The organism is Actinomadura sp. RB99 (genome assembly GCF_014706005.1).
Lineage (GTDB): Bacteria > Actinomycetota > Actinomycetes > Streptosporangiales > Streptosporangiaceae > Spirillospora.
On the sequence record NZ_JABMCA010000008.1, the window covers coordinates 18,305 to 37,311 of the forward strand.

Here is a 19,007-nt window from a genome sequence, read left to right on the forward strand (position 1 = left end):
TGTAATCATAAATTAGGAATTAATATTGACAGCACCCGGCCGGGGGCATTAGACAAGGTCAGCAGGTTGCCGGAACGAGGAGTACGTCGATGAAGCATGCCAAGCGCCGTCTGGCGGCCGTGCTCATGGCGGTCGCGGCGGTCCTGGCGGTCACGGCCGCCTGCGGCCGGGTGGGCGAGCACGGGCGCATCGGCGTCGTGTACCTGAACGCCGAGGGCTACTACGCCGGCGTGGAGCGCGGGCTGCGCTCGACGCTCGGCCATGGGGACCGGGACCCCCAGCTGGTGCAGACCAACATCCAGTCGGACCCGGCCAAGGAGAGTTCGTTCATCAACACGATGAGCTCGGCGAAGGTCGACGCGCTCATCGTGTCCCCGGCGTCGGCGACGGCGTCGATCCCGGCGCTGCGCCTCGCCAAGGAGAGCGGCGTCCCGGTGATCTGCTACAACACCTGCATCGAGGACGCGGAGGCGCGCAAGTACGTGCAGTCGTTCGTCCTCGGCGACCCCGCCGAGTTCGGCCGGGTCAGCGGTGAGCAGATGGCCGCCTACTTCCTGGCCGCCGGGAAGCGCGCCCCCAAGGTCGGCGTGATCAACTGCGAGCAGTTCGAGGTCTGCATCCAGCGCCGGCAGGGCTTCGAGAAGGCGCTCAAGGCGCGGGTGCCGGGCGCGAAGATCGTGGCGAACCAGCAGGGCCTCGCGCTGGACGAGGCCGTCGAGCGGGGCGAGCAGCTGCTCACCGCGCATCCCGACATCGACGCCTTCTACGGCGAGGCCGGGTCGCAGATGCTGGGCGCGGTGCGGGCCGTCGAGGCGCGCGGCAGGGCCGGCAGGACCGCCGTGTTCGGCGGCGACATGTCGGTCGACGCCGCCAAGAAGCTGCAGGACGGACGGGTCCTGAAGGGCGTCGCCGACATCTCCGGGATCAAGGTCGGGCGGCTGGCGGCCCAGGCCGCGCGGGACGTGCTGGCGGGCCGGCCGAGCGACCGGTTCGTCATCCCCGCGCCGATCGACCGGTACCTCGGCCCGAAGGACGGGGCGCGCTGGCTTCAGGAGCACTCCGATGGCATCCCGTAACCCCGAGAAGAGGAGCCGCATGAGCACGCCGCTGGTACGCGTCGCCGACGTCACCAAGCACTACCCGGGCGTCCGGGCGCTGACGGGGGCGAGCCTGGAGATCGAGGCGGGCGAGGTCCGCGCGCTCCTCGGCCGCAACGGCGCCGGGAAGTCCACCCTGATCAAGGTGCTGTCCGGGGTCGAGCGCGCCGACGCGGGCACCGTCGAGATCGGCGGCGCCCCGCTCGGCGACGGCGGCGTCCGGCGCGCCGGCGAGCTCGGGGTGCGGACCGTCCACCAGGAGCTCAGCCTGGTGCCGGGGATGACGGCCGCGGAGAACCTGTTCCTCGGCGCGTGGCCGCGGTCGGCGGCGGGCCGGGTCGACCATCCCGCGATGCGCCGCGCGGCCCGGGAGATCTTCGACCGGCTCGGCCTGGACATCGCCCCGGACGCGCAGGTCGGCGCGCTGCCGCTGGCCGAGCAGCAGCTCGTGGAGATCTGCCGGGCGGTGCGCCGCGAGCCGCGGCTGCTGATCCTGGACGAGCCGACCAGCGCGCTCGCCGCGGCCGAGGTGGAGACCGTCCTGGAGGCGGTCCGGCGGATCGCCGCGAGCGGCGTCGCGGTCGTCTACGTCAGCCACCGGCTCGACGAGATCCGGCGGATCGCGCGGACCGCGACCGTCATGCGGAACGGCGAGGTGGTCGGGACCGTCGACATGGCGACCACCTCCACCGAGGACGCGGTCGCGATGATGCTCGGCTCGGCGTACGAGGCGGCGGTCCGGCCGCGGGCCCGCGCCGTGCACCGCGACGGCACGCCGCTGCTGTCGGTGTCGGGGCTGAGCGTCCCGCCGAAGGTCGCCGACGTGTCCTTCGACCTGTACCCGGGCGAGATCCTCGGGCTGGCCGGGCTGATGGGGTCGGGCCGCACCGAGGTGCTGCGAGCGATCGCCGGGTTCGAGCCGGCCGCCGCCGGGACCGTCCGGGTGGACGGCCGGGAGGTGCCGCGGGTGACCGCGGCCGGGATGAAGCGCCGCGGCGTCGGGCTGACGCCGGAGGACCGCAAGAGCGAGGCGATCGTCCCGCTGCTCGGCGTCGGCGAGAACATGGTGATGTCGGATTTCCGGGCGGTGAGCAGCGGCACGTCCGTGGTGCCGGCCCGGATCGACCGGGCCGCGCGCGGGCTGATCGAGCGGCTGTCGATCGCCACCGCCTCCACCCGCACCCCGATCGCCGCGCTGAGCGGCGGCAACCAGCAGAAGGCCGTGATCGGCCGGTGGCTGCACGCGGGCAGCCGGATCCTGCTGCTGGACGAGCCGACGCGCGGCGTGGACGTGGAGGCCAAGGAGGGCATCTACCGGCTGGTCCGGGAGCTGGCCGACCGGGGCGCCGCCGTGCTGTTCGTGTCCGGCGAGCTGGAGGAGCTGCCGCTGGTGTGCGACCGCGTCATCGCGCTGCGCGGCGGGACGGTCGCCGCCGAGTTCACCGGCGACGAGGTGACCGTGGACGCCGTGCTGTCCGCCGCGATGGCGGCCTGAGTGACCCGCCCTGAGAGACGAGGAGAGACCATGACCACCACTCGGACCGTCCCGCCGCCCGGCGGGACGCGCATCACGGGCGTGGCGGGGCGCCTGCTGAACGGCCGGTCGCACCAGCTGAACGAGATCGGCCTGCTGGTCGCGATCGTCGCGCTGTACGTGGCGCTCGGCGGTTCCGCCGCGGGCTTCCTGTCGGTGCACAACCAGCTCGGCATCCTGCGGGACGCCGCCACCGTCGGCATCGCCGCCTGGGGCGTCACGCTGGTCATCATCGCCGGGGAGATCGACATCAGCATCGGCCCGGCGACGGCGTTCTCCTCGGTGCTGGTCGCCAAGGGCGCCACCGAGTGGGGCCTCGGCGTCGGCGGCGCGATCGTGGTGACCCTGCTGCTCGGCGTGGTGTGGGGCGCGATCGCGGGGTGGCTGCGCGCGGTGTTCGACGTGCCGTCGTTCATCACGACGCTCGGGCTGTGGAGCATCCTCGGCGGCCTCGGGCTCTACCTCACCGACGCGCTGCCGGTGACGCTGCCCGACAGCGGCGTGTTCGACGTCCTCGGCGGGGACGTCGCGGGGATCCCGACGTCGGCGATCGTGATGCTGGTGCTGTTCGGGGTCTTCGCCTACGTCGCCCGGTTCACCGCGTACGGGCGGTCGGTCTACACGATCGGCGGCAACGCGGGCGCGGCGCGGCTGGCGGGCATCAACCTGACCCGGATCCGGGTGCTGCTGTTCGCCACGACCGGGCTGCTGTCGGCGGTCACCGGGATCCTGCTGGCTGCCCGGCTCGGCTCCGGCAGCGGCGGCGCGGCGTCCGGGCTGGAGTTCGACGTGATCGCGGCGGTGGTCATCGGCGGGACGGCGCTGGCCGGGGGCCGCGGCGGGATGCTCGGCACCCTGCTCGGCGTCGTGTTCATCACCGTGATCGGCAACGGCCTGGTGCTGCTCGGCGTGGACTCCTTCCTGCAGAACGTGGTGCGCGGCGTGATCATCGTCGGCGCCGTACTGATCAACGTGGTGGTCGCGCGGCGCGGACGCGCCGGCGCGGCGGCCTGAAAGGGGGCGGTGTGACCGTGACTTCGACGACGCGGCCCGCGGGCGCCGAGGGGGCGCCGGCGCGGATGGAGGGCGTGTTCCTGCCCGGGGACTCCACCGCCGTGCTGCGGGAGTCCGACGTGCCGGAGCCCGGCCACGGGCAGGTGCTGATCGAGGTCGGCGCGTCCGGGATCTGCGGCAGCGACATCGGCTACATCTACCGGGGCTACAAGGGCTACCGCGGCGTGGACGGCCCCGCCTACCGGGGAGTGATCGCGGGGCACGAGCCGTCCGGCCGGATCGTGGCCGCCGGGCCGGGCGTGCGGCGGTTCGGCGTGGGCGACCGCGTCATCGTGTACCACATCGTGGGCTGCGGGCTCTGCGACAACTGCCGCCGCGGCCACTACATCAGCTGCGACTCCGGCCGCGAGTCCTACGGGTGGCAGCGCGACGGCGGGCACGCCCCGTACCTGCTCGCCGAGGAGCGGACCTGCGTGCCGCTGCCGGACGAGCTGTCCTACGTCGACGGCGCGCTGATCGCCTGCGGGTTCGGCACCGCCTACGAGGGGCTGCGCCGCGCCGGGGTGAGCGGCGACACCGACCTGCTGGTGGTCGGGCTCGGCCCGGTCGGGCTCGCCGCCGGGATGATCGGGCGCGGCATGGGCGCGCGGAAGGTGATCGGCGTCGAGCCGTCCGAGGCGCGCCGCGCCTGGGCCGGGACGCTCGGCGTGTTCGACGCGACCCTGCCCGCGGGCGACGGCACGGCGGTGGCGGTCGCGGACCTCACCGGGCGCGGCGGCGCGGGCGTGACGATCGACTGCTCGGGGACGCGCCCCGGCCGGAGCCTCGCGCTGGAGGCGGCGGCCGAGTGGGGCCACGTCTCGCTGGTCGGCGAGGGGGGCGACCTGTGCACCGAGGTCTCGGACACGCTGCTGCACAAGCAGCTCACGATCCACGCGTCCTGGGTGACGTCGCTGCCGGCGATGAGCGAGCTGGCGCGCAACCTCGTCGGCTGGGGGCTGCGGCCGGAGAAGGCGGTCAGCGACGTCTTCCCGCTGTCGCGGGCGGGCGAGGCGTACGCGCTGGCCGCCGGCGCGAGCAAGGGCAAGGTCGTGCTCGTCCCGGACGCGGCGCAGTGACGGCCGGAACCGGTGCCGTCGCGGGAGCCGTGCACGTCGAGACCGACACGTCCGGCCCGTACGAGGTGGTGTGGCTCGGCAACGGGGCGCTGCGGCTCGGGATCGTCCCGGCGCTGGGCGGACGGCTGCTGAGCCTCGTCCACGACGGCGACGAGTTGCTCTGGCGCAACCCGGCGCTGCTCGACGACCGGCTGCACCCCGTCGGCGGGCACCGGCCGGAACGCACCTCGGGGCCGATGGCGAACTGGCGCAACTACGGCGGCGACAAGACCTGGCCGGCGCCGCAGGGCTGGTCGTCGCCGGGGGAGTGGGCCGGGCCGCCCGACCCGGTGCTCGACTCGGGCCCGTACGCGGCCGAGGTCCGCGCGGGTTCGGACGATGCGGCGGTGGTGCTGGAAAGCGAGCACGATCCGCGGACCGGGCTGCGGCTGCGCCGGGAGATCCGGTTGCGCGCCGGTGAGCCCGGCTACGACCTGCGCGTCTCCGCCGTCAACGGGTCGGCTGCGCCGGTGCGGTGGGCGGTGTGGAACGTCGCCCAGTACCCGGGTGGTGGAACGGTCCACGTCGGGGTGGGGCCGGGCTTCGGCGAGCCGGTCGAGCTCGCGGTCGGCACGGCCGCGCCCACCTGGACGCGCCCGCGCCCGGACACCGTCGAGGTGCCCGCGCAGGACGCCGTCGGCAAGCTCGGCTTCCCGCACGCCACGGGACGCCTGGCCTACACGCGGGCCGGGCGTCGCCTGACCATGGAGTTCGACGTCCACAACGGCGCCCCGTACCCGGACGGCGGCTCGCGCGCCGAGGTGTGGATGGAGCATCCCCTCGACCGCCCGCTGGAGCACCTCGGCGGGCTGGCGCCGCCCGCCCGGATCGTCGAGTGCGAGGCGCTCGGCCCGTGGGAGACGCTCGCGCCGGGAGCGGAGACCGCGCTCGGCGTCCGCGTGACGGTGGCGCCGGCCGGCGAGGAAGGTGGGACGCCGTGACCGCGACGCGCCCGGTCGCCGTCGTCACCGGCGCCGCCCAGGGGATCGGCGCGGCCACCGCCCGGCGGCTGGCCGCCGACGGGTACGCGGTCGCGCTCCTCGACGTGTCCGCGCAGGTGGACGAGGTCGCCGCCGCGCTGTCCGCGGACGGCGCGGCGGCGCTCGCCCTGCGCTGCGACGTGAGCGACCCCGGCGACTGGGACCGCGCCGTCCGCGCCTGCCGCGCCGGGCTCGGCCCGGTGGACGTCCTGGTGTCGAACGCCCTGCGCTACGAGCCGGGCGCGGCGGACGAGATCTCGCTGGAGTCCTGGCGGGGCCAGCTCGACGTCACGCTCACCGGGACGTTCCTCGGCGTCCGCGCGACGCTCGGCGACCTACGCGCCAGCGACCGCGCCGCCGTCGTGATCGTGTCGTCCGTGCACGCCTCGTTCGGGCTGCCGGGACGCCCCGCGTACGCCGCCGCCAAGGCGGGGCTGACCGGGCTGACCCGGCAGCTCGCCGCCGAGTACGGGCCCGGCGTCCGGGTGAACGCCGTGCTGCCCGGTCCGGTCCTCACCGCGCAGTGGGACGGCATCGGCGAGGAGGACCGGCGGCGCAGCGCCGCCGAGACCGCGGCGGGGCGCCTCGGCCGCCCGGAGGAGGTCGCGGCGGCGATCGCGTTCCTCGCCGGCCCGGACGCCTCGTTCGTCACCGGCGTCTCGCTGCGGGTCGACGGGGGCTGGAGCATCACCAAGGGATCCGCATGAAGATCACGAGAGTGGAGACGTTCCTCGTCCCGCCGCGCTGGCTGTTCTGCCGGGTGGAGACCGACGACGGCCTCGTCGGCTGGGGCGAGCCGGTCGTCGAGGGCCGGGCCGACACGACCCGCGCCGCCGTGCACGAGCTGGCCGACCTGCTGCTCGGCGCCGACCCGCGCCGCGTCGAGGACCTGTGGCAGACCATGACCAAGGCGGCGTTCTACCGCGGCGGCCCGGTGCTGTCCAGCGCGGTCGCCGGGCTCGACCAGGCGCTGTGGGACATCCTCGGCCGCTCGCTCGGCGTCCCGGTGCACCAGCTGCTCGGCGGCGCGGTCCGCGACCGGGTCCGGGTGTACGGCTGGATCGGCGGGGACGAGCCCGGCGAGGTGGGGGAGGAGGCCGCCGCGCAGATCGCCGCCGGGCTGACCGCCGTGAAGATCAACGCCTCCGGGCGGGCCGCGCCGCTGCCGCCGCCCGCGCAGATCGACGCGATCGTGCGGCGGGCCGCCACCGTCCGGGAGGCGATCGGGGACGAGGCCGACTTCGCGGTGGACTTCCACGGCCGCATCACGGTACCCGCCGCGCGGCGGCTCATCCCGCTGCTGGAGCCGTACCGCCCGCTGTTCGTGGAGGAGCCGGTGCTTCCGGAGCACACGCACCGGCTCGGCGACGTCGTCGCGTCCACCACGACCCCGATCGCGTGCGGCGAGCGGCTGTTCTCCCGCGCCGAGTTCCTGCCCGCGCTGCAGGCGGGGGTGGCGGTCGTCCAGCCCGACCTGTCGCACGCCGGCGGGATCTCCGAGGTGCGGCGGATCGCGTCGCTGGCCGAGGTGCACGGGGCGCTGCTCGCCCCGCACTGCCCGCTCGGCCCGCTGTCGCTCGCCGCGAGCCTGCAGGTGGCGTTCGCGACGCCGAACTTCCTGATCCAGGAGCAGAGCATCGGCATCCACTACAACGACGGCGCCGAGGTGCTCGACTACCTGGCGGACCGGTCGCCGTTCGCGTTCGTGGACGGCTCGATCGAGCGCTGGGAGGCGCCGGGCCTGGGCATAGAGATCGACGAGGACGAGGTGCGCCGCGCCGACCGGATCGGGCACCGGTGGCGCCCGCCGGTCTGGCGGCACCCGGACGGAGGGCACGCGGAATGGTGAACACAACGAACGTGACGAACACGACGATCGCGGCGGAGCTGGAGCGGCGCCGGCTGGTCGCCATCGTCCGGGGCCCCGACCCGGCGGCGGCAGTCCGCACCGCGCTCACCCTCGCGGAGGAGGGCGTCGCGCTGATCGAGGTGTCGCTGAGCGGCGCCGGCGCCCTGGACGTGATCGAGGAGGTCGCGGGCAAGGCCGCCGGAGCCGCGCGGATCGGCGCCGGCACGGTGCTGACCGCGGACGACGCGCGCCGGGCCCGCGACGCGGGCGCCGAGTACGCCGTCACGCCGTCGCTCGGCGCGGGCGTCGACGAGGCGCTGCGGCTCGGCCTTCCCGTGCTGGCCGGCGCGCTCACGCCGACCGAGGCGGCCGCGGCCGTCGCCGCCGGCGCGACGGCCGTCAAGCTGTTCCCGGCGAGCGCGCACGGGCCCGGGTACCTCACCGCGCTGCGCGACCCGTTCCCGGACGTCCCGTTCGTCCCGGTCGGCGGCGTGGGGGAGGCCGAGGCCGCCGAGTACCTGCGGCGCGGCGCCGTCGCGGTCGGCGTCGGCTCGCCGCTGTGCGGGGACGCGCCGCGCGGCGGCGACCTCGCCGCGCTGCGCCGCCGCGCCCGCGCGTTCCTCGCCGTCACGGCCGCGCAGGACGGGACCGCATGACCCGGGTGGACGTCCTCACCGCCGGGGAGACGATGATGGCGCTGCGCGCCACCGGCCCGGTGCGGCTCGGCTCCGGCTTCACCACGAGCATCGCCGGGGCCGAGAGCAACGTCGCGATCGGCCTCGCCCGCCTCGGCCGCACCGCCGCCTGGGCCGGACGGGTCGGCTCCGACGAGGCCGGGCACCTCGTCACCCGCACGCTGCGCGCCGAGGGCGTCGACGTCTCGGCCGTCCGCCGCGACGGCGACGCGCCCACCGGCCTGATCATGTTCGAGCAGCGGCTGCCGGACGTCACCCGCGTCCAGTACCTGCGCGCCGGGTCCGCCGGGTCCCGGCTGTGCGCGGAGGACGTCGAGGCGCTGCCGTTCGAGCCGCGGATCGTGCACGTCACCGGGATCACCCCGGCGCTCAGCGCGTCCTGCCGGGACGCCGCGGCGGCGCTGTGCCGCCTCGCCCGCTCCCGGCACGCGCGGATCAGCCTCGACCTCAACCACCGCCCGCGGCTGTGGAGCCGGGAGGCGGCCGCCGAGGCGCTCGCGCCGCTCGCCGCCGCCGCGGACCACGTCATCGCGTCCCCCGACGAGCTGACCCTGCTCGGCGACGGCCCGCCCGACCGCATCGCCGCCCGGCTACTGGACGGCGGCGCCACCGAGGTCGTCGTCAAGAACGGCGACGAGGCCAGCTCGTACACCGCGGACGGCGCGCGCGCCGTGCCCGCTCACCGCGTCGACCCCGTCGACTCGATCGGTGCGGGGGACGGGTTCGTCGCCGGGTACCTGTCCGGCCTGCTGGACGGCCTGGACGCCGAGGCCCGGCTCCGCCGCGCCCACACGGTCGGCGCGTTCGCGGTCATGAGCCGCGGCGACTGGGAGGGCCTGCCCCACCGCGACGAACTCGGTCTCATCGGCCTCCCCGAAGGAGCCGCACTGCGATGACCTGGACCGTCCTGGAGAACACCGGCCCGTGGGAGCTCGGCGAAGGGCTGCGCGCCACGCCCGGCGGCTTCGTCGCCGTCGACCTCCTGGCCGGAGGGCTGTACCGCCTGGAGCCCACCACGCTTTTGGCCTCCGTGCCGTTCCCCCTGGGCGCCGTCGCCCCGATCCAGGACTCGGACGGCTGGATCGCCGCCGCCGACACCGGCATCGCCGTCCTGAACGGTGACGGAACCGTCGACTGGCTGGCGCGCCCGGAGGACGGCGCGCCCACGCCGATGCGCATGAACGACGGTGCGACCGACCCGTCCGGACGGTTCTGGGCGGGCTCGATGGCCTTCGACGGAACGCCCGGCGCGGGCTCGCTGTACCGGGTGGACGACGACGGCACCGTCCACACCGCCATGGACGGCCTGACCGTCCCCAACGGCCCGGCCTTCACTCCGGACGGCCGCGTCATGTACCTCGCCGACAGCGCCCGCGGCGTCATCTACCGCGTCGCCGTGGACCCGTCGTCCGGGGAGCTGGGCGAGCGCGAGGTCTTCGCGCGCGTGCCGGACGGATCACCCGACGGTATGGCCGTCGACACCGAGGGATGCCTGTGGTCGGCGGTCTGGGGCGCGTCCGCCGTGCACCGCTACGCCCCGTCCGGTGACCTGCTGACGGTGTTCCGGCTTCCCGCGAGCCAGCCGACCAGCGTGTGCCTTTCCCCCGCGCCACCGCACCGGGTGCTGGTGACCACCGCCACCCACGGCCTGGCCGCGCCCTGCCCCGCGGACGGCCGCGTCCTCACCGCCGGGACGACCGCCGGCGGCTACCCGGTCGTCCCCTTCCGCCTCAGGCGTGCCGGGGCCGCCCGGTAGGCGATCGACGGGGCGCCGTGCGGGCGGAAACCCGGGAGCGGGCCGGGACGTCTCATGATCGACAACGTCCGCCGGCCGCGATACTGGAAACGATGACACAAGAGCCCCACGTAGAAGACGCCCCCGACGACGCACTGCCCGCCCTGCTCGTACAGCCGCCCTGGATGGGAGGGACGAAGGAACCGCCGGTCGTCCTCAGCCTGAAGACGCCCCGGGAGCCGACCGTCGTCCGCTGGGCGCCCGGCCGGCGGGAGGAGTGGCTGAAGGCCCCGTACGAGTACTCGCAGAAACGCATGCCCGAGGACACCGACTGGGCCGAACTCGCCGAGTTCTTCGCCGGTGACCAGGCCATCGACCTCTGGAAGCCGCGCGACTGGAGTTCCAGGTCGCGCTTCGAGCACCTCTACATGGGGCTCGTCATGCAGGCGCCCCGGGAGCTCGGCGAGAGGCTGCTCGCCGACGAACGCTACTGGGACGCCTTCGCCGACTTCTCGGTCGGCGCCGACCGCGGCGCGGTGGCGCGCCACGAGATGGCCGCCTACCCGCCGGCGCTGCACCAGGCGAAGAAGAAGAAATGGAGCGTGTACGCGCTCGAGCCCTTCCTGGACCACGCCGTCGCCCAGGCCATGATCAAGGACTTCGACGGCCGGGGGAGCGACCAGGCGCAGGACGCCTGGTACGACCTGCACGGGGTGGACGCCGTGAGGCTGACGATCCCGGACGCGCTGCGCAAGCCGGGGCCCAAGCGGGAACGCGCCGAGGCGGCGCTGCGCTCGGTCGCGCGGCGCCACGGCCATGACCTCCTGGTGGAGGCCGCCGGGCACTACGGGGACGAGGCGGTGCAGGCGGTCTCCCGGCTGCGCACCGATCCGCTCGACATGTACCCCGACCCGCTGCCAGAACTGCCCGAGGGCTGGGATCCCGAACGGCTGCCGCGGATCCTGCTGCGCCTTCGCCGTCTGGCGGCGCTTCCCACGGCCGCGACCCGGAACCTCCTGACCATGCTGGCCATCTCGGAGCGCGACAAGCCGTACGCCGGCGTCCCCCTGGCCGTCCCGCCCCTCGACCCCGAATCGCTCGCCGAGTTCGCCTGGGCCCTCTACGAGGCCGACCGCCATCCCAAACTGTGGGCGTCGCCCGGCGTGCAGTACGCCCTGGCCGAGTGGGGCGACGACACCACCGCCGACCGGCTCGCGCCGATCGTCGCACGCTGGTCCCGCGCGTACGTGTGGGATTCGGGCGGGCAGTCCGCGCTCCGCCTGTTCGGCCGGCTCGGCACCGACTCCGCCCTCCGGCACCTGGACCGGCTCGCGAACAAGGCCGAGGACCAGAAGTGGATCGGGCGGTTCGCGCGGGACGCGCTGAAGCGCGCCGCCGAGCAGCGCGGGCTCACCCAGGAGCAGCTCGCCGACCGGCTCGTCCCGGACCTCGGCCTCGACGCCGACGGCTCCCTGACGCTCGACTACGGACCGCGCCGCTTCGTGGTGGGCTTCGACGAGGAGATCCGGCCCTTCGTCACCGACGAGAGCGGCAAGCCCCGCAAGACGCTGCCGAAGCCGGGCGTGAAGGACGACGACGTCCTCGCCCCCGCCGCCTACAAGCGCTTCACCGACCTCAAGAAGGAGGCCCGCACCGTCGCCGCGGAGCAGGTGAAACGGCTGGAAGCGGCGATGGTGACCGGGCGGACCTGGACGGCCGGGGAGTTCGGCGCGCTGTTCGTCGCGCACCCGCTCATGCGCCACCTCGCCCGGCGGCTGGTGTGGTCGGCGGGGACGGGCGCGTTCCGGGTGGCCGAGGACGGGACGCTCGCCGACGTCCGCGACGACGCCTACGCGCTGCCCGGCGACGCCCGGGTCGCGCTGCCGCACCCGCTCCTCCTCGGCGAGGACGCCGTCCGGGACTGGGCCGCGATCTTCGCCGACTACGAGATCCTGCAGCCGTTCCCGCAGCTCGGCCGCCCCGTCCACGCCCTCGCGGAGGACGAGCGGGGGAGCGGCCGGCTGGCCCGCTTCGAGGGCGGCTCCGTCCACTTCGGCAGGATCCTCGGCCTGACGTCGCGCGGCTGGACGCTCGGCGAGAAGGAGACCGGCGGCTTCCGCCGGCAGGTGACGCTCCTGACGCCGGACGAACGGCACGTCATGGTCACCTTCGAACCCGGCATCCGCGTCTTCGACCCCGAGGAGCACGCCGAGCAGCGCATCGACCGCGTCATGCTCCTGACGGGCCGCTACTCGGGCGAGCCCCTCGCGTTCGGCGACCTCGACCCGGTCATCGCCTCCGAGATCATCACCGACCTGCACCGTCTCACGGGCTGAGCCCGCCGGAGGCCCCTGACCGCTGGGCGGTCAGGGGCCTCCGGCGGCTTTCCTCTCCCCGCGCTCGCAAGGTCGTACCGAGCGGCTCTGACATCATGTTTGACAACCGCGGCGGCATGGTACCTATAATTTCAGTTGTAGGGTTCCTCTCGGTGAGGGACAGGGTGTCCCGGGTCCGGTGGGCCTGGGGATCTTCGGAGGTGAGCGAGGATGCTGCTGACGTCGATCGATCCTTTCGTGCAGGAGTTCGAGCGTCAGTTCGACCGTGCGGTCCGGCAGGCGGGGCTGGGCGGTCGCGGGGACGGTGCGGGCATGCCGATGGACGGGATCCGCCGTCCCGACGACGTGGTGCTGCGGTTCGACCTGCCGGGCATCGACCCGGGCTCGATCGAGGTCACCGTGGACCGCGGTGTGCTGACCGTGACCGCGCGCCGCGAGGAGGAGTTCGGCGACAACGAGCGGGTGTTCGTCCGCGAGCGCACCATGGGCGCCTTCACCCGCCGCGTCTACCTGTCGGAGCACCTGGACGCCGACGCCATCGAAGCCGCCTACAACAACGGCGTCCTGGCCGTCCGCATCCCCGTCCTGGAACAGGCCAAGCCCCGCAAGGTCGCCGTCCAGCACACCGGCGACCAGAAGGCGATCAAAAGCTGACCGGCGCGCGTCCATCGCCTCCCGCGCCCGAGCGCTCGCCGGAACGCTCCGGCGCCGGCGCGGCGCGGGCGGCAGGTGACGAGACCGGCCATGGCCCGGTGGGTGCGCGGCGCCCGCCGGGCCAGGTCGTCGGCTTTCACACCCGGCAGGCGCGCAGCCATGATCTTAAGTGGGCGCGCCCCGGGAACGCACATCGACACAGTGGAAGGGGCCGGTATGGGATTGCCGATCGATGACGAGTACGCGGCCCTGTTCACCGTGGGGCAGGTCGCCGACATGCTGCAGGTGCAGCAGGCGTTCCTGCGGCGCATCGACACCCAGCACGTCGTCTCGCCGCGGCGCTCGGCCGGCGGGCAGCGCCGCTACAGCCGCTGGGAGATCGGCCGCATCCAGCAGGTCGTCACCATGATGGACGAGGGCATGACGCTGCCCGCCATCCGGCGGATCTTCGAGCTCCAGCACGAACTCGACGAGCTCACCCGCGAACGCGACGAGCTGGCCGCACGGTTGACCGCTCTCGGCCAGGACCCCGCCGGCCAGGGCCCCGCCGACCGGCCGCCTCGCCGGCCCGGCCCCCGCTCAGGAGGTGGGTGACACCATGACGCAGCCGCTGACGGCGCCCGGGGACGACGACGCCATGACCCCGGGAGCGCCGCACCCGCTGGGCATCACCACGAGCCACCGCGGCGACACCGTCGTGATGCTGCTGTCCGGCGAGCTCGACATGGCCGCCGAGGACCGGTTCGGCGACGCCGTCCGCGCCGCCCTGGCCGACCGGCCCCGAACGCTCGTGGTGGAGATGTCCGGGCTGGAGTTTCTCGACTGCACCGGCCTGTCGATCCTGATCCGGGCCCGCAACCGGCTGCACCGCGAGGGCGGCGCCCTGCGGATCCGCAACCCGCGCCCCGTCGTGCGGCGGGTGCTGACCCTCGGCGGCCTGGGGCCGCATATCCTCTGACCGGCGCACGGGCCGCCGCGCCCGAAGTATTTCGTTCGTCGGCGACCGATGCCGCTCTACCCCACGCAGGACGTTCTTTCCCGGTGATCTGACAAGACCGCCCTCCGCGTCCCTTGGGCTCGCCGCGCCGCCCCATCGGGGCTCTAAGGGCCCGGCGATGCGGGGGGCGGTCATGATTTGCGTGTTCCCGCTTCGTAAGGGGTGACAATGGGGAAGTGCGAGCAAGGAACTCCGAGGGACGGTTGACGGCCGTATTCTGCGGCGGGTGACTCGGTGCGCACCGCCGGAATCATCCCGTCACCGCGCGGCCGGATTCCCGGTCCATGATTTGGCCGGCGGCCGGAATTGGCCGGGGCCGGGAGGCCGCCGGCGGGCCGTGACGGTGCCGGTCGTCGCGCCGGAGCGCCTTGCGGATCGCGGGCGGCGACGGCTTCCGAACGGCCGGAGCGGGCAGGCGCCGGTTCCCCGCCTCCGCGCCTCCACATGCGGTTCGGGGTGCTGAACAAGGCGGCGTCCGGAGTGAAGTCGGTCGTTCGGGAAGGTCGTGTTACCGGGCGCGTTGACAGGTATGTAGTTGCGATTTGTCATGGCGCTGGGGCGGGTGGCGGGGCACATCGGTGCATGTTACCGTTGGCTCGCCACGGGTCACGGGGTGTGTTTACGAAATCGGTTGATCTTTCAAAAACGCAATACGGCGGGATGGGTGGCGATGTGGGCGCCGTCCGGACTCCAACGGCAACCAGACCGCGCCGATCGGAGCCTTCATGAGCGAATGTCCGAGTGAGCCTGCCGCCGGATTCCCCGTGAAGGGCCGTCCCCGGCCGGAACGCACGGGCGCCGGCGCGCGGGGGCGGTCTTGACGCCGCGGACCGTCCTGATCGTCGACAGCCACACCCTCGTCCGGCAGGGGGTGCGCGAGATCCTCGAAGAGGACGCCGGGCTGAAGGTGGTGGGGGAGGCCGGCGACGGCGACGAGGCCGTCGCGATGGTCACCGACCAGCGTCCCGACGTCGTCCTGCTCGAGGTCGGCGGGCCCGGCCCGGACGCCGTCACCACGGTGCGGCGCATCCGGCGGCAGTCGCCCGGCACCAAGGTCATCATCCTCAGCATGCAGGAGGGGCCCGAGCTGCTGCGCGCGCTGCTGGAGGCGGGCATCCGCGGCTACCTGCTGAAGACGGTGACGCGGCACGAGCTGGTCGCGGCGATCCAGGCGGTGGAGGACCCCGAGCGCATCGTGCTGAGCGTCTCGCGGCGCAGCCTGCCCGAGGACGACGGGGCGCAGCACGTCCAGCTCACCGAGCGGGAGCGGCAGGTGCTGGACCTCACCGCGCGGGCGCTCACCAACCGGCAGATCGCGAACCGGCTCTCGCTCACCGAGGCCACGGTCAAGCGCCACCTGCGCAACATCTTCGCCAAGCTCGGCGCGGGGTCGCGGCTCGACGCCGTCAACCGCGCCGCCCACGCGGGCCTCATCGAACCGCCGCGGAACGAGCACTAGAGGCCCGGACGGCCTTTCACCCCGGACGGCCCTTCACCCCGGACGGCCCTTCACTCCGGACGGCCTTCGCCCCCGGACGGCCCGGGAGCCGGGGGCACCCGGCTCTGACGGGACGCGAACCGGGCTCGACGCGGGCGTCCTACGTTGTCGGCGATCGTTCGCCCAGCGGAAGGACCGCCGTGCTCCGCCAGATCCGACCCGTGCAGGCCGGCAGGTTCCGCTCGGTGATGCGCGGCTTCGCCACCGGAGTGACGGTGGCGGCCGCGGACGCCGGGAGCGGACCGGCCGGGACGACGATGAACTCGTTCACCTCCGTGTCGCTGGAACCGCCGCTCGTCCTGTTCTGCATCGGATCCGGGTCGCGGACGTGGCCGGTGGTGGAGCGGGCGGGCTGCTTCGCGGTGAGCTTCCTGTGCGCCGACCAGGAGCCTCTGGCGCGCCGTTTCGCGGCGCCCGGGGTGGACCGGTTCGCCGGGCAGGAGGTCGTCACCGCGGCGACGGGCTCGCCGGTGCTCGCCGAGGCCGCCGGGTTCGTCGACTGCCGGCTCGTGGACGCCATCGGGCTCGGCGACCACTACGTGGTGGTCGGCCTGGTGGTGGCGGCGGGCCGGCTCCGCGACGCCAAACCGCTGGTCTTCGCCGACGGAGGGTACGGGAGTGTCTGAGATGAGGGCCCGCGTGGCCCGGCTGGAGGCCGAGCGCCGCGCCGCCGCCGAGGCAGGCGGCGACCGGGGCATGAAGGCCCAGAGGTCCAAGGGGAAGCTGACCGTCCGGGAACGGCTCGACCTGCTGTTCGACAAGGACAGCTTCACCGAGATCGAGACGTTCCGGCGGCACCGGGCGCAGGGCTTCGGCATGGAGCGACGCCGCCCGCCGACGGACGGCGTCGTGGTCGGCTGGGGCCTGGTCGAGGGCCGGCGGGTGTTCGCCTACGCGCACGACTTCCGGGTCTTCGGCGGCAGCCTCGGCGAGGCGCACGCCGCCAAGATCCACAAGATCATGGACCTGGCGGCGAAGGCGGGAGCGCCGCTGGTCGGGCTCTGCGACGGGGCGGGCGCGCGCATCCAGGAGGGCGTCACCGCGCTCGCCGGATACGGCGGCATCTTCCAGCGCAACGTCCGCAACTCCGGGGTGATCCCGCAGATCAGCGTGATGCTCGGCCCGTGCGCGGGCGGCGCGGCGTACTCGCCGTCGCTCACCGACTTCGTCTTCATGGTGCGCGACACCGCGCAGATGTTCATCACCGGCCCGGACGTGGTCGGCGCGGTCACCGGCGAGACGATCACCCACGAGGAGCTGGGCGGCGCCGAGGTGCACGCGGCCCGGACCGGGGTGGCCGAGGCGATCTACGACGGCGAGGAGGAGTGCCTCGCGGACGTGCGGTACCTGCTGTCGCTGCTGCCGTCCGACAACACCCGGTTCGCGCCCGAGCGGCCCACCGCCGACCCGCCGGACCGGTCCTGCCCGGCGCTGCGCGACATGGTGCCGGTCGACGCCAAGGCCGCCTACGACGTGCGCGCCGTCGTGGAGGAGATCGTCGACGACGGCGAGATGTTCGAGATCCACGAGATGTGGGGCACGACGGTGGTGTGCGCGTTCGTCCGGTTCGCGGGCCGGGTCACCGGGCTGGTGGCCAACCAGCCCGCGGAGACGGCCGGGGTCCTGGACATCACCGCCGCGGAGAAGGCGTCCCGGTTCGTCCAGTTCTGCGACGCGTTCAACATCCCGATCGTGACGCTGGTGGACGTGCCGGGCTTCCTGCCCGGGGTGGACCAGGAGCACGGCGGGATCATCCGGCACGGCGCCAAGCTGCTCTACGCGTACTGCGACGCCACCGTGCCGCGCGTGCAGCTCGTCCTGCGCAAGGCGTACGGCGGCGCGTACATCGTGATGGACTCGCGGTCGATCGGCGCGGACGTGTCCCTCGCCTGGCCGACGAACGAGATCGCCGTGATGGGCGCCGAGGCCGCGGTGAACGTCGTGTACCGGCGGGAGATCGCCGCCGCCGACGACCCGGAGGCCGAGCGCCGGGCCCGCGTCGAGGACTACCGGCGCGAGCTGATGGACCCGTTCCACGCGGCCGAGCGCGGCCTGGTGGACGAGGTGATCGACCCGGCGGAGACGCGCGTCCGGATCGTCGACGCGCTCGACATGCTGGCCGCCAAGTACGTGCCCCGGCCGAACCGCAAGCACGGGAACCAGCCGCAGTGACCGCCGGCCCGCGCTGAAACGCGGGCCGGCAGGGGAGAGGGCCGCGATGAGCGCCGACCTCGAGATCGTGAAGGGCCGTCTGGACGAGCGGGAGCTGGCGGCGCTCGTCGCCGTGCTCGTGCACGGCGGGCGGGACCGCGGCGCCCGCGCGGACGAGGCCGCCGCCCCGCGAGGCGCGGAGCGGCGGCCCGGACCGCGCTGGGACCCCGAGGGGCTCAGCCCGCCCCGGCCCGCGTCCGCTCCACCACTGCCGCGGACCAGGTGAAGCCCGCGCCGACGCCCGCGAGCAGGCAGCGCTCACCGGGCGCGAGGCGGCCGGAGGCGACCAGCTCGCCGAGCCCGGCGATCTGGTCCCCGGCGCCGAGGTGGCCGATCCGGCTGCCCCAGTCCCACGTCGTCCGCTCCCGGTCGACGCCGAGCGGCTCGAAGAACTGCACGTTCATCTTCGGCAGGCCCAGGTGCGGCAGGACGAACCAGTCGATGTCGCCGCGCTCGACGCCCGCCTCGGACAGCGCGCCCTCGACGGCGCGCACCTGCCCGTCCAGCAGCCGCCGCAGGACCTCGGTGAAGCCGAGTTCGGAGACCGCCTCCTCGCGCGGCGTCTCGGCGTCGATCGGGCGGGCCGCCTCCAGCGGGGCGTCCGCGAACGGCCGCGCGCCCCGCCCGAGCTTCTCCAGGCCCGGGTCCGAGACGGAGACCGCGCTGCGCAGCAGGACGGCGTCCCGCCCGTCCTCCGGGGTCCGTGCGCCGCGCGCCAGGACCATCGCGGTGCCGCCGTCGCCGCAGATCGTGCCCGGGTCCGTCCGCCAGCGGTCGAAGCCCGGCAGGGCGAACCGGTCGCCGGTCGACACCAGCGCCTTGGCGCCCGCGGGCCGGGCCGCCAGGAACGAGGCGGCCAGCTCGATCGCGGCCATGCCGCCGTTGGACTGCTGCCCCACCTCGACGGCGGGGCAGGCGTTGCCGACCGCCTCGCGCTGCACGTAGGAGGCGGCGGCCCACAGGTCGTGGCCCTGGTAGTGGACGCTGGCGTGCAGGATCAGCTCGATGTCGGACGGGTCCGCGCCGGCGTCCGCCATGGCCCGCCGCGCGGCGTCCGCCGCCATCACCGGCGGGGCCTCCTCGGAGACGCACACGGCCTCGATGCCGGTGCGCCAGACGTCCTTGCGGGCGCACAGCCCCCGTCTCTCCGCGTCCGCCGTCTCGATCGGGTCGGGCAGGTGGCGGCCGATCCCCGCCACGTGGATGTCCTCGTACCTCATGCCGCGAGCGTCGCAGCCGGGCGTCAGGGC

19 protein-coding genes are annotated in these 19,007 nt (G+C 74.4%); 18 read left to right on the forward strand and 1 reads right to left on the reverse strand.

From position 1 onward, the window contains the following. The first annotated feature begins 89 nt into the window (after positions 1-89). From amrb99_RS09875 to amrb99_RS09960, 18 genes are all read left to right on the forward strand, one after another. Entirely contained in the window at positions 90-1,076 is a 987-nt protein-coding gene (locus amrb99_RS09875) for a substrate-binding domain-containing protein (RefSeq protein ID WP_190855064.1), read from the forward strand. A gap of 19 nt (positions 1,077-1,095) precedes the next feature. Continuing rightward, positions 1,096-2,592, forward strand: a complete 1,497-nt coding sequence (locus amrb99_RS09880; protein ID WP_190855066.1) for a sugar ABC transporter ATP-binding protein — start codon at positions 1,096-1,098, stop codon at positions 2,590-2,592. Between the two features lie 30 nt (positions 2,593-2,622). Next, positions 2,623-3,645, forward strand: a complete 1,023-nt coding sequence (locus amrb99_RS09885; RefSeq protein WP_190855068.1) for an ABC transporter permease — start codon at positions 2,623-2,625, stop codon at positions 3,643-3,645. Positions 3,646-3,656: 11 nt separating this feature from the next. Then, entirely contained in the window at positions 3,657-4,763 is a 1,107-nt protein-coding gene (locus amrb99_RS09890) for a zinc-binding dehydrogenase (RefSeq protein ID WP_347256617.1), read from the forward strand. Positions 4,764-4,792: 29 nt separating this feature from the next. Continuing rightward, positions 4,793-5,743 carry a DUF4380 domain-containing protein gene (locus amrb99_RS53050; protein ID WP_190855070.1) on the forward strand — a complete coding sequence of 317 codons (951 nt, stop codon included), beginning with the start codon at positions 4,793-4,795 and terminating at the stop codon, positions 5,741-5,743. Then, the gene (locus tag amrb99_RS52315; protein ID WP_190855073.1) at positions 5,740-6,489 is read left to right on the forward strand and encodes an SDR family oxidoreductase; all 750 of its coding nucleotides are present in this window, start codon (positions 5,740-5,742) and stop codon (positions 6,487-6,489) included. The genes amrb99_RS53050 and amrb99_RS52315 overlap by 4 nt, the downstream gene beginning before the upstream one ends. Beyond that, complete coding sequence (dgoD, locus tag amrb99_RS09905; protein WP_190855075.1) at positions 6,486-7,631, forward strand: galactonate dehydratase; 1,146 nt, start codon at positions 6,486-6,488, stop codon at positions 7,629-7,631. Before amrb99_RS52315 ends, dgoD begins: the two co-directional genes overlap by 4 nt. A gap of 11 nt (positions 7,632-7,642) precedes the next feature. Further along, entirely contained in the window at positions 7,643-8,287 is a 645-nt protein-coding gene (locus amrb99_RS09910) for a bifunctional 4-hydroxy-2-oxoglutarate aldolase/2-dehydro-3-deoxy-phosphogluconate aldolase (RefSeq protein ID WP_347256618.1), read from the forward strand. Beyond that, positions 8,284-9,222: a sugar kinase gene (locus amrb99_RS09915; protein ID WP_190855080.1), complete on the forward strand. Its 939-nt coding sequence runs from the start codon at positions 8,284-8,286 to the stop codon at positions 9,220-9,222. The genes amrb99_RS09910 and amrb99_RS09915 overlap by 4 nt, the downstream gene beginning before the upstream one ends. After that, the gene (locus amrb99_RS09920) at positions 9,219-10,082 is read left to right on the forward strand and encodes an SMP-30/gluconolactonase/LRE family protein (protein ID WP_190855082.1); all 864 of its coding nucleotides are present in this window, start codon (positions 9,219-9,221) and stop codon (positions 10,080-10,082) included. Before amrb99_RS09915 ends, amrb99_RS09920 begins: the two co-directional genes overlap by 4 nt. A 92-nt stretch (positions 10,083-10,174) precedes the next feature. After that, complete coding sequence (locus amrb99_RS09925) at positions 10,175-12,397, forward strand: DUF4132 domain-containing protein (RefSeq protein WP_190855084.1); 2,223 nt, start codon at positions 10,175-10,177, stop codon at positions 12,395-12,397. Positions 12,398-12,607: 210 nt separating this feature from the next. Continuing rightward, the gene (locus amrb99_RS09930; RefSeq protein ID WP_190855086.1) at positions 12,608-13,051 is read left to right on the forward strand and encodes an Hsp20/alpha crystallin family protein; all 444 of its coding nucleotides are present in this window, start codon (positions 12,608-12,610) and stop codon (positions 13,049-13,051) included. 216 nt (positions 13,052-13,267) lie between these two features. Continuing rightward, complete coding sequence (locus tag amrb99_RS09935; protein ID WP_190855089.1) at positions 13,268-13,645, forward strand: MerR family transcriptional regulator; 378 nt, start codon at positions 13,268-13,270, stop codon at positions 13,643-13,645. Positions 13,646-13,649: 4 nt separating this feature from the next. Beyond that, the gene (locus amrb99_RS09940; RefSeq protein WP_190855091.1) at positions 13,650-14,009 is read left to right on the forward strand and encodes an STAS domain-containing protein; all 360 of its coding nucleotides are present in this window, start codon (positions 13,650-13,652) and stop codon (positions 14,007-14,009) included. A gap of 856 nt (positions 14,010-14,865) precedes the next feature. Then, entirely contained in the window at positions 14,866-15,507 is a 642-nt protein-coding gene (locus amrb99_RS09945) for a response regulator transcription factor (RefSeq protein WP_190855094.1), read from the forward strand. Positions 15,508-15,686: 179 nt separating this feature from the next. Then, a complete protein-coding gene (locus amrb99_RS09950; RefSeq protein ID WP_190855096.1) occupies positions 15,687-16,172 on the forward strand; it encodes a flavin reductase family protein in 486 nt (161 codons plus the stop codon). A 70-nt stretch (positions 16,173-16,242) separates the two neighbouring features. After that, the gene (locus tag amrb99_RS09955) at positions 16,243-17,718 is read left to right on the forward strand and encodes an acyl-CoA carboxylase subunit beta (protein WP_241755431.1); all 1,476 of its coding nucleotides are present in this window, start codon (positions 16,243-16,245) and stop codon (positions 17,716-17,718) included. Between the two features lie 46 nt (positions 17,719-17,764). Beyond that, on the forward strand, positions 17,765-17,983 hold the full coding sequence (locus tag amrb99_RS09960; protein ID WP_190855100.1) for an acyl-CoA carboxylase epsilon subunit: 219 nt from the start codon (positions 17,765-17,767) through the stop codon (positions 17,981-17,983). Here amrb99_RS09960 and amrb99_RS09965 read toward each other — a convergent pair. After that, positions 17,934-18,977, reverse strand: coding sequence for a ketoacyl-ACP synthase III family protein (locus amrb99_RS09965; RefSeq protein WP_190855102.1), 1,044 nt, complete (start codon positions 18,975-18,977; stop codon positions 17,934-17,936). The two genes, amrb99_RS09960 and amrb99_RS09965, sit on opposite strands and share 50 nt — an antisense overlap. Between the last annotated feature and the right edge of the window lie 30 nt (positions 18,978-19,007).

Bases quoted from the DNA above. Each gene is read 5' to 3' on its own strand.
- amrb99_RS09875 (WP_190855064.1), top strand. From the start codon at position 90: ATGAAGCATGCCAAGCGCCGTCTGGCGGCCGTGCTCATGGCGGTCGCG.
- amrb99_RS09880 (WP_190855066.1), top strand. From the start codon at position 1,096: ATGAGCACGCCGCTGGTACGCGTCGCCGACGTCACCAAGCACTACCCG.
- amrb99_RS09885 (WP_190855068.1), top strand. From the start codon at position 2,623: ATGACCACCACTCGGACCGTCCCGCCGCCCGGCGGGACGCGCATCACG.
- dgoD (WP_190855075.1), top strand. From the start codon at position 6,486: ATGAAGATCACGAGAGTGGAGACGTTCCTCGTCCCGCCGCGCTGGCTG.
- amrb99_RS09915 (WP_190855080.1), top strand. From the start codon at position 8,284: ATGACCCGGGTGGACGTCCTCACCGCCGGGGAGACGATGATGGCGCTG.
- amrb99_RS09920 (WP_190855082.1), top strand. From the start codon at position 9,219: ATGACCTGGACCGTCCTGGAGAACACCGGCCCGTGGGAGCTCGGCGAA.
- amrb99_RS09925 (WP_190855084.1), top strand. From the start codon at position 10,175: ATGACACAAGAGCCCCACGTAGAAGACGCCCCCGACGACGCACTGCCC.
- amrb99_RS09930 (WP_190855086.1), top strand. From the start codon at position 12,608: ATGCTGCTGACGTCGATCGATCCTTTCGTGCAGGAGTTCGAGCGTCAG.
- amrb99_RS09935 (WP_190855089.1), top strand. From the start codon at position 13,268: ATGGGATTGCCGATCGATGACGAGTACGCGGCCCTGTTCACCGTGGGG.
- amrb99_RS09940 (WP_190855091.1), top strand. From the start codon at position 13,650: ATGACGCAGCCGCTGACGGCGCCCGGGGACGACGACGCCATGACCCCG.
- amrb99_RS09955 (WP_241755431.1), top strand. From the start codon at position 16,243: ATGAAGGCCCAGAGGTCCAAGGGGAAGCTGACCGTCCGGGAACGGCTC.
- amrb99_RS09960 (WP_190855100.1), top strand. From the start codon at position 17,765: ATGAGCGCCGACCTCGAGATCGTGAAGGGCCGTCTGGACGAGCGGGAG.
- amrb99_RS09965 (WP_190855102.1), bottom strand. From the start codon at position 18,977: ATGAGGTACGAGGACATCCACGTGGCGGGGATCGGCCGCCACCTGCCC.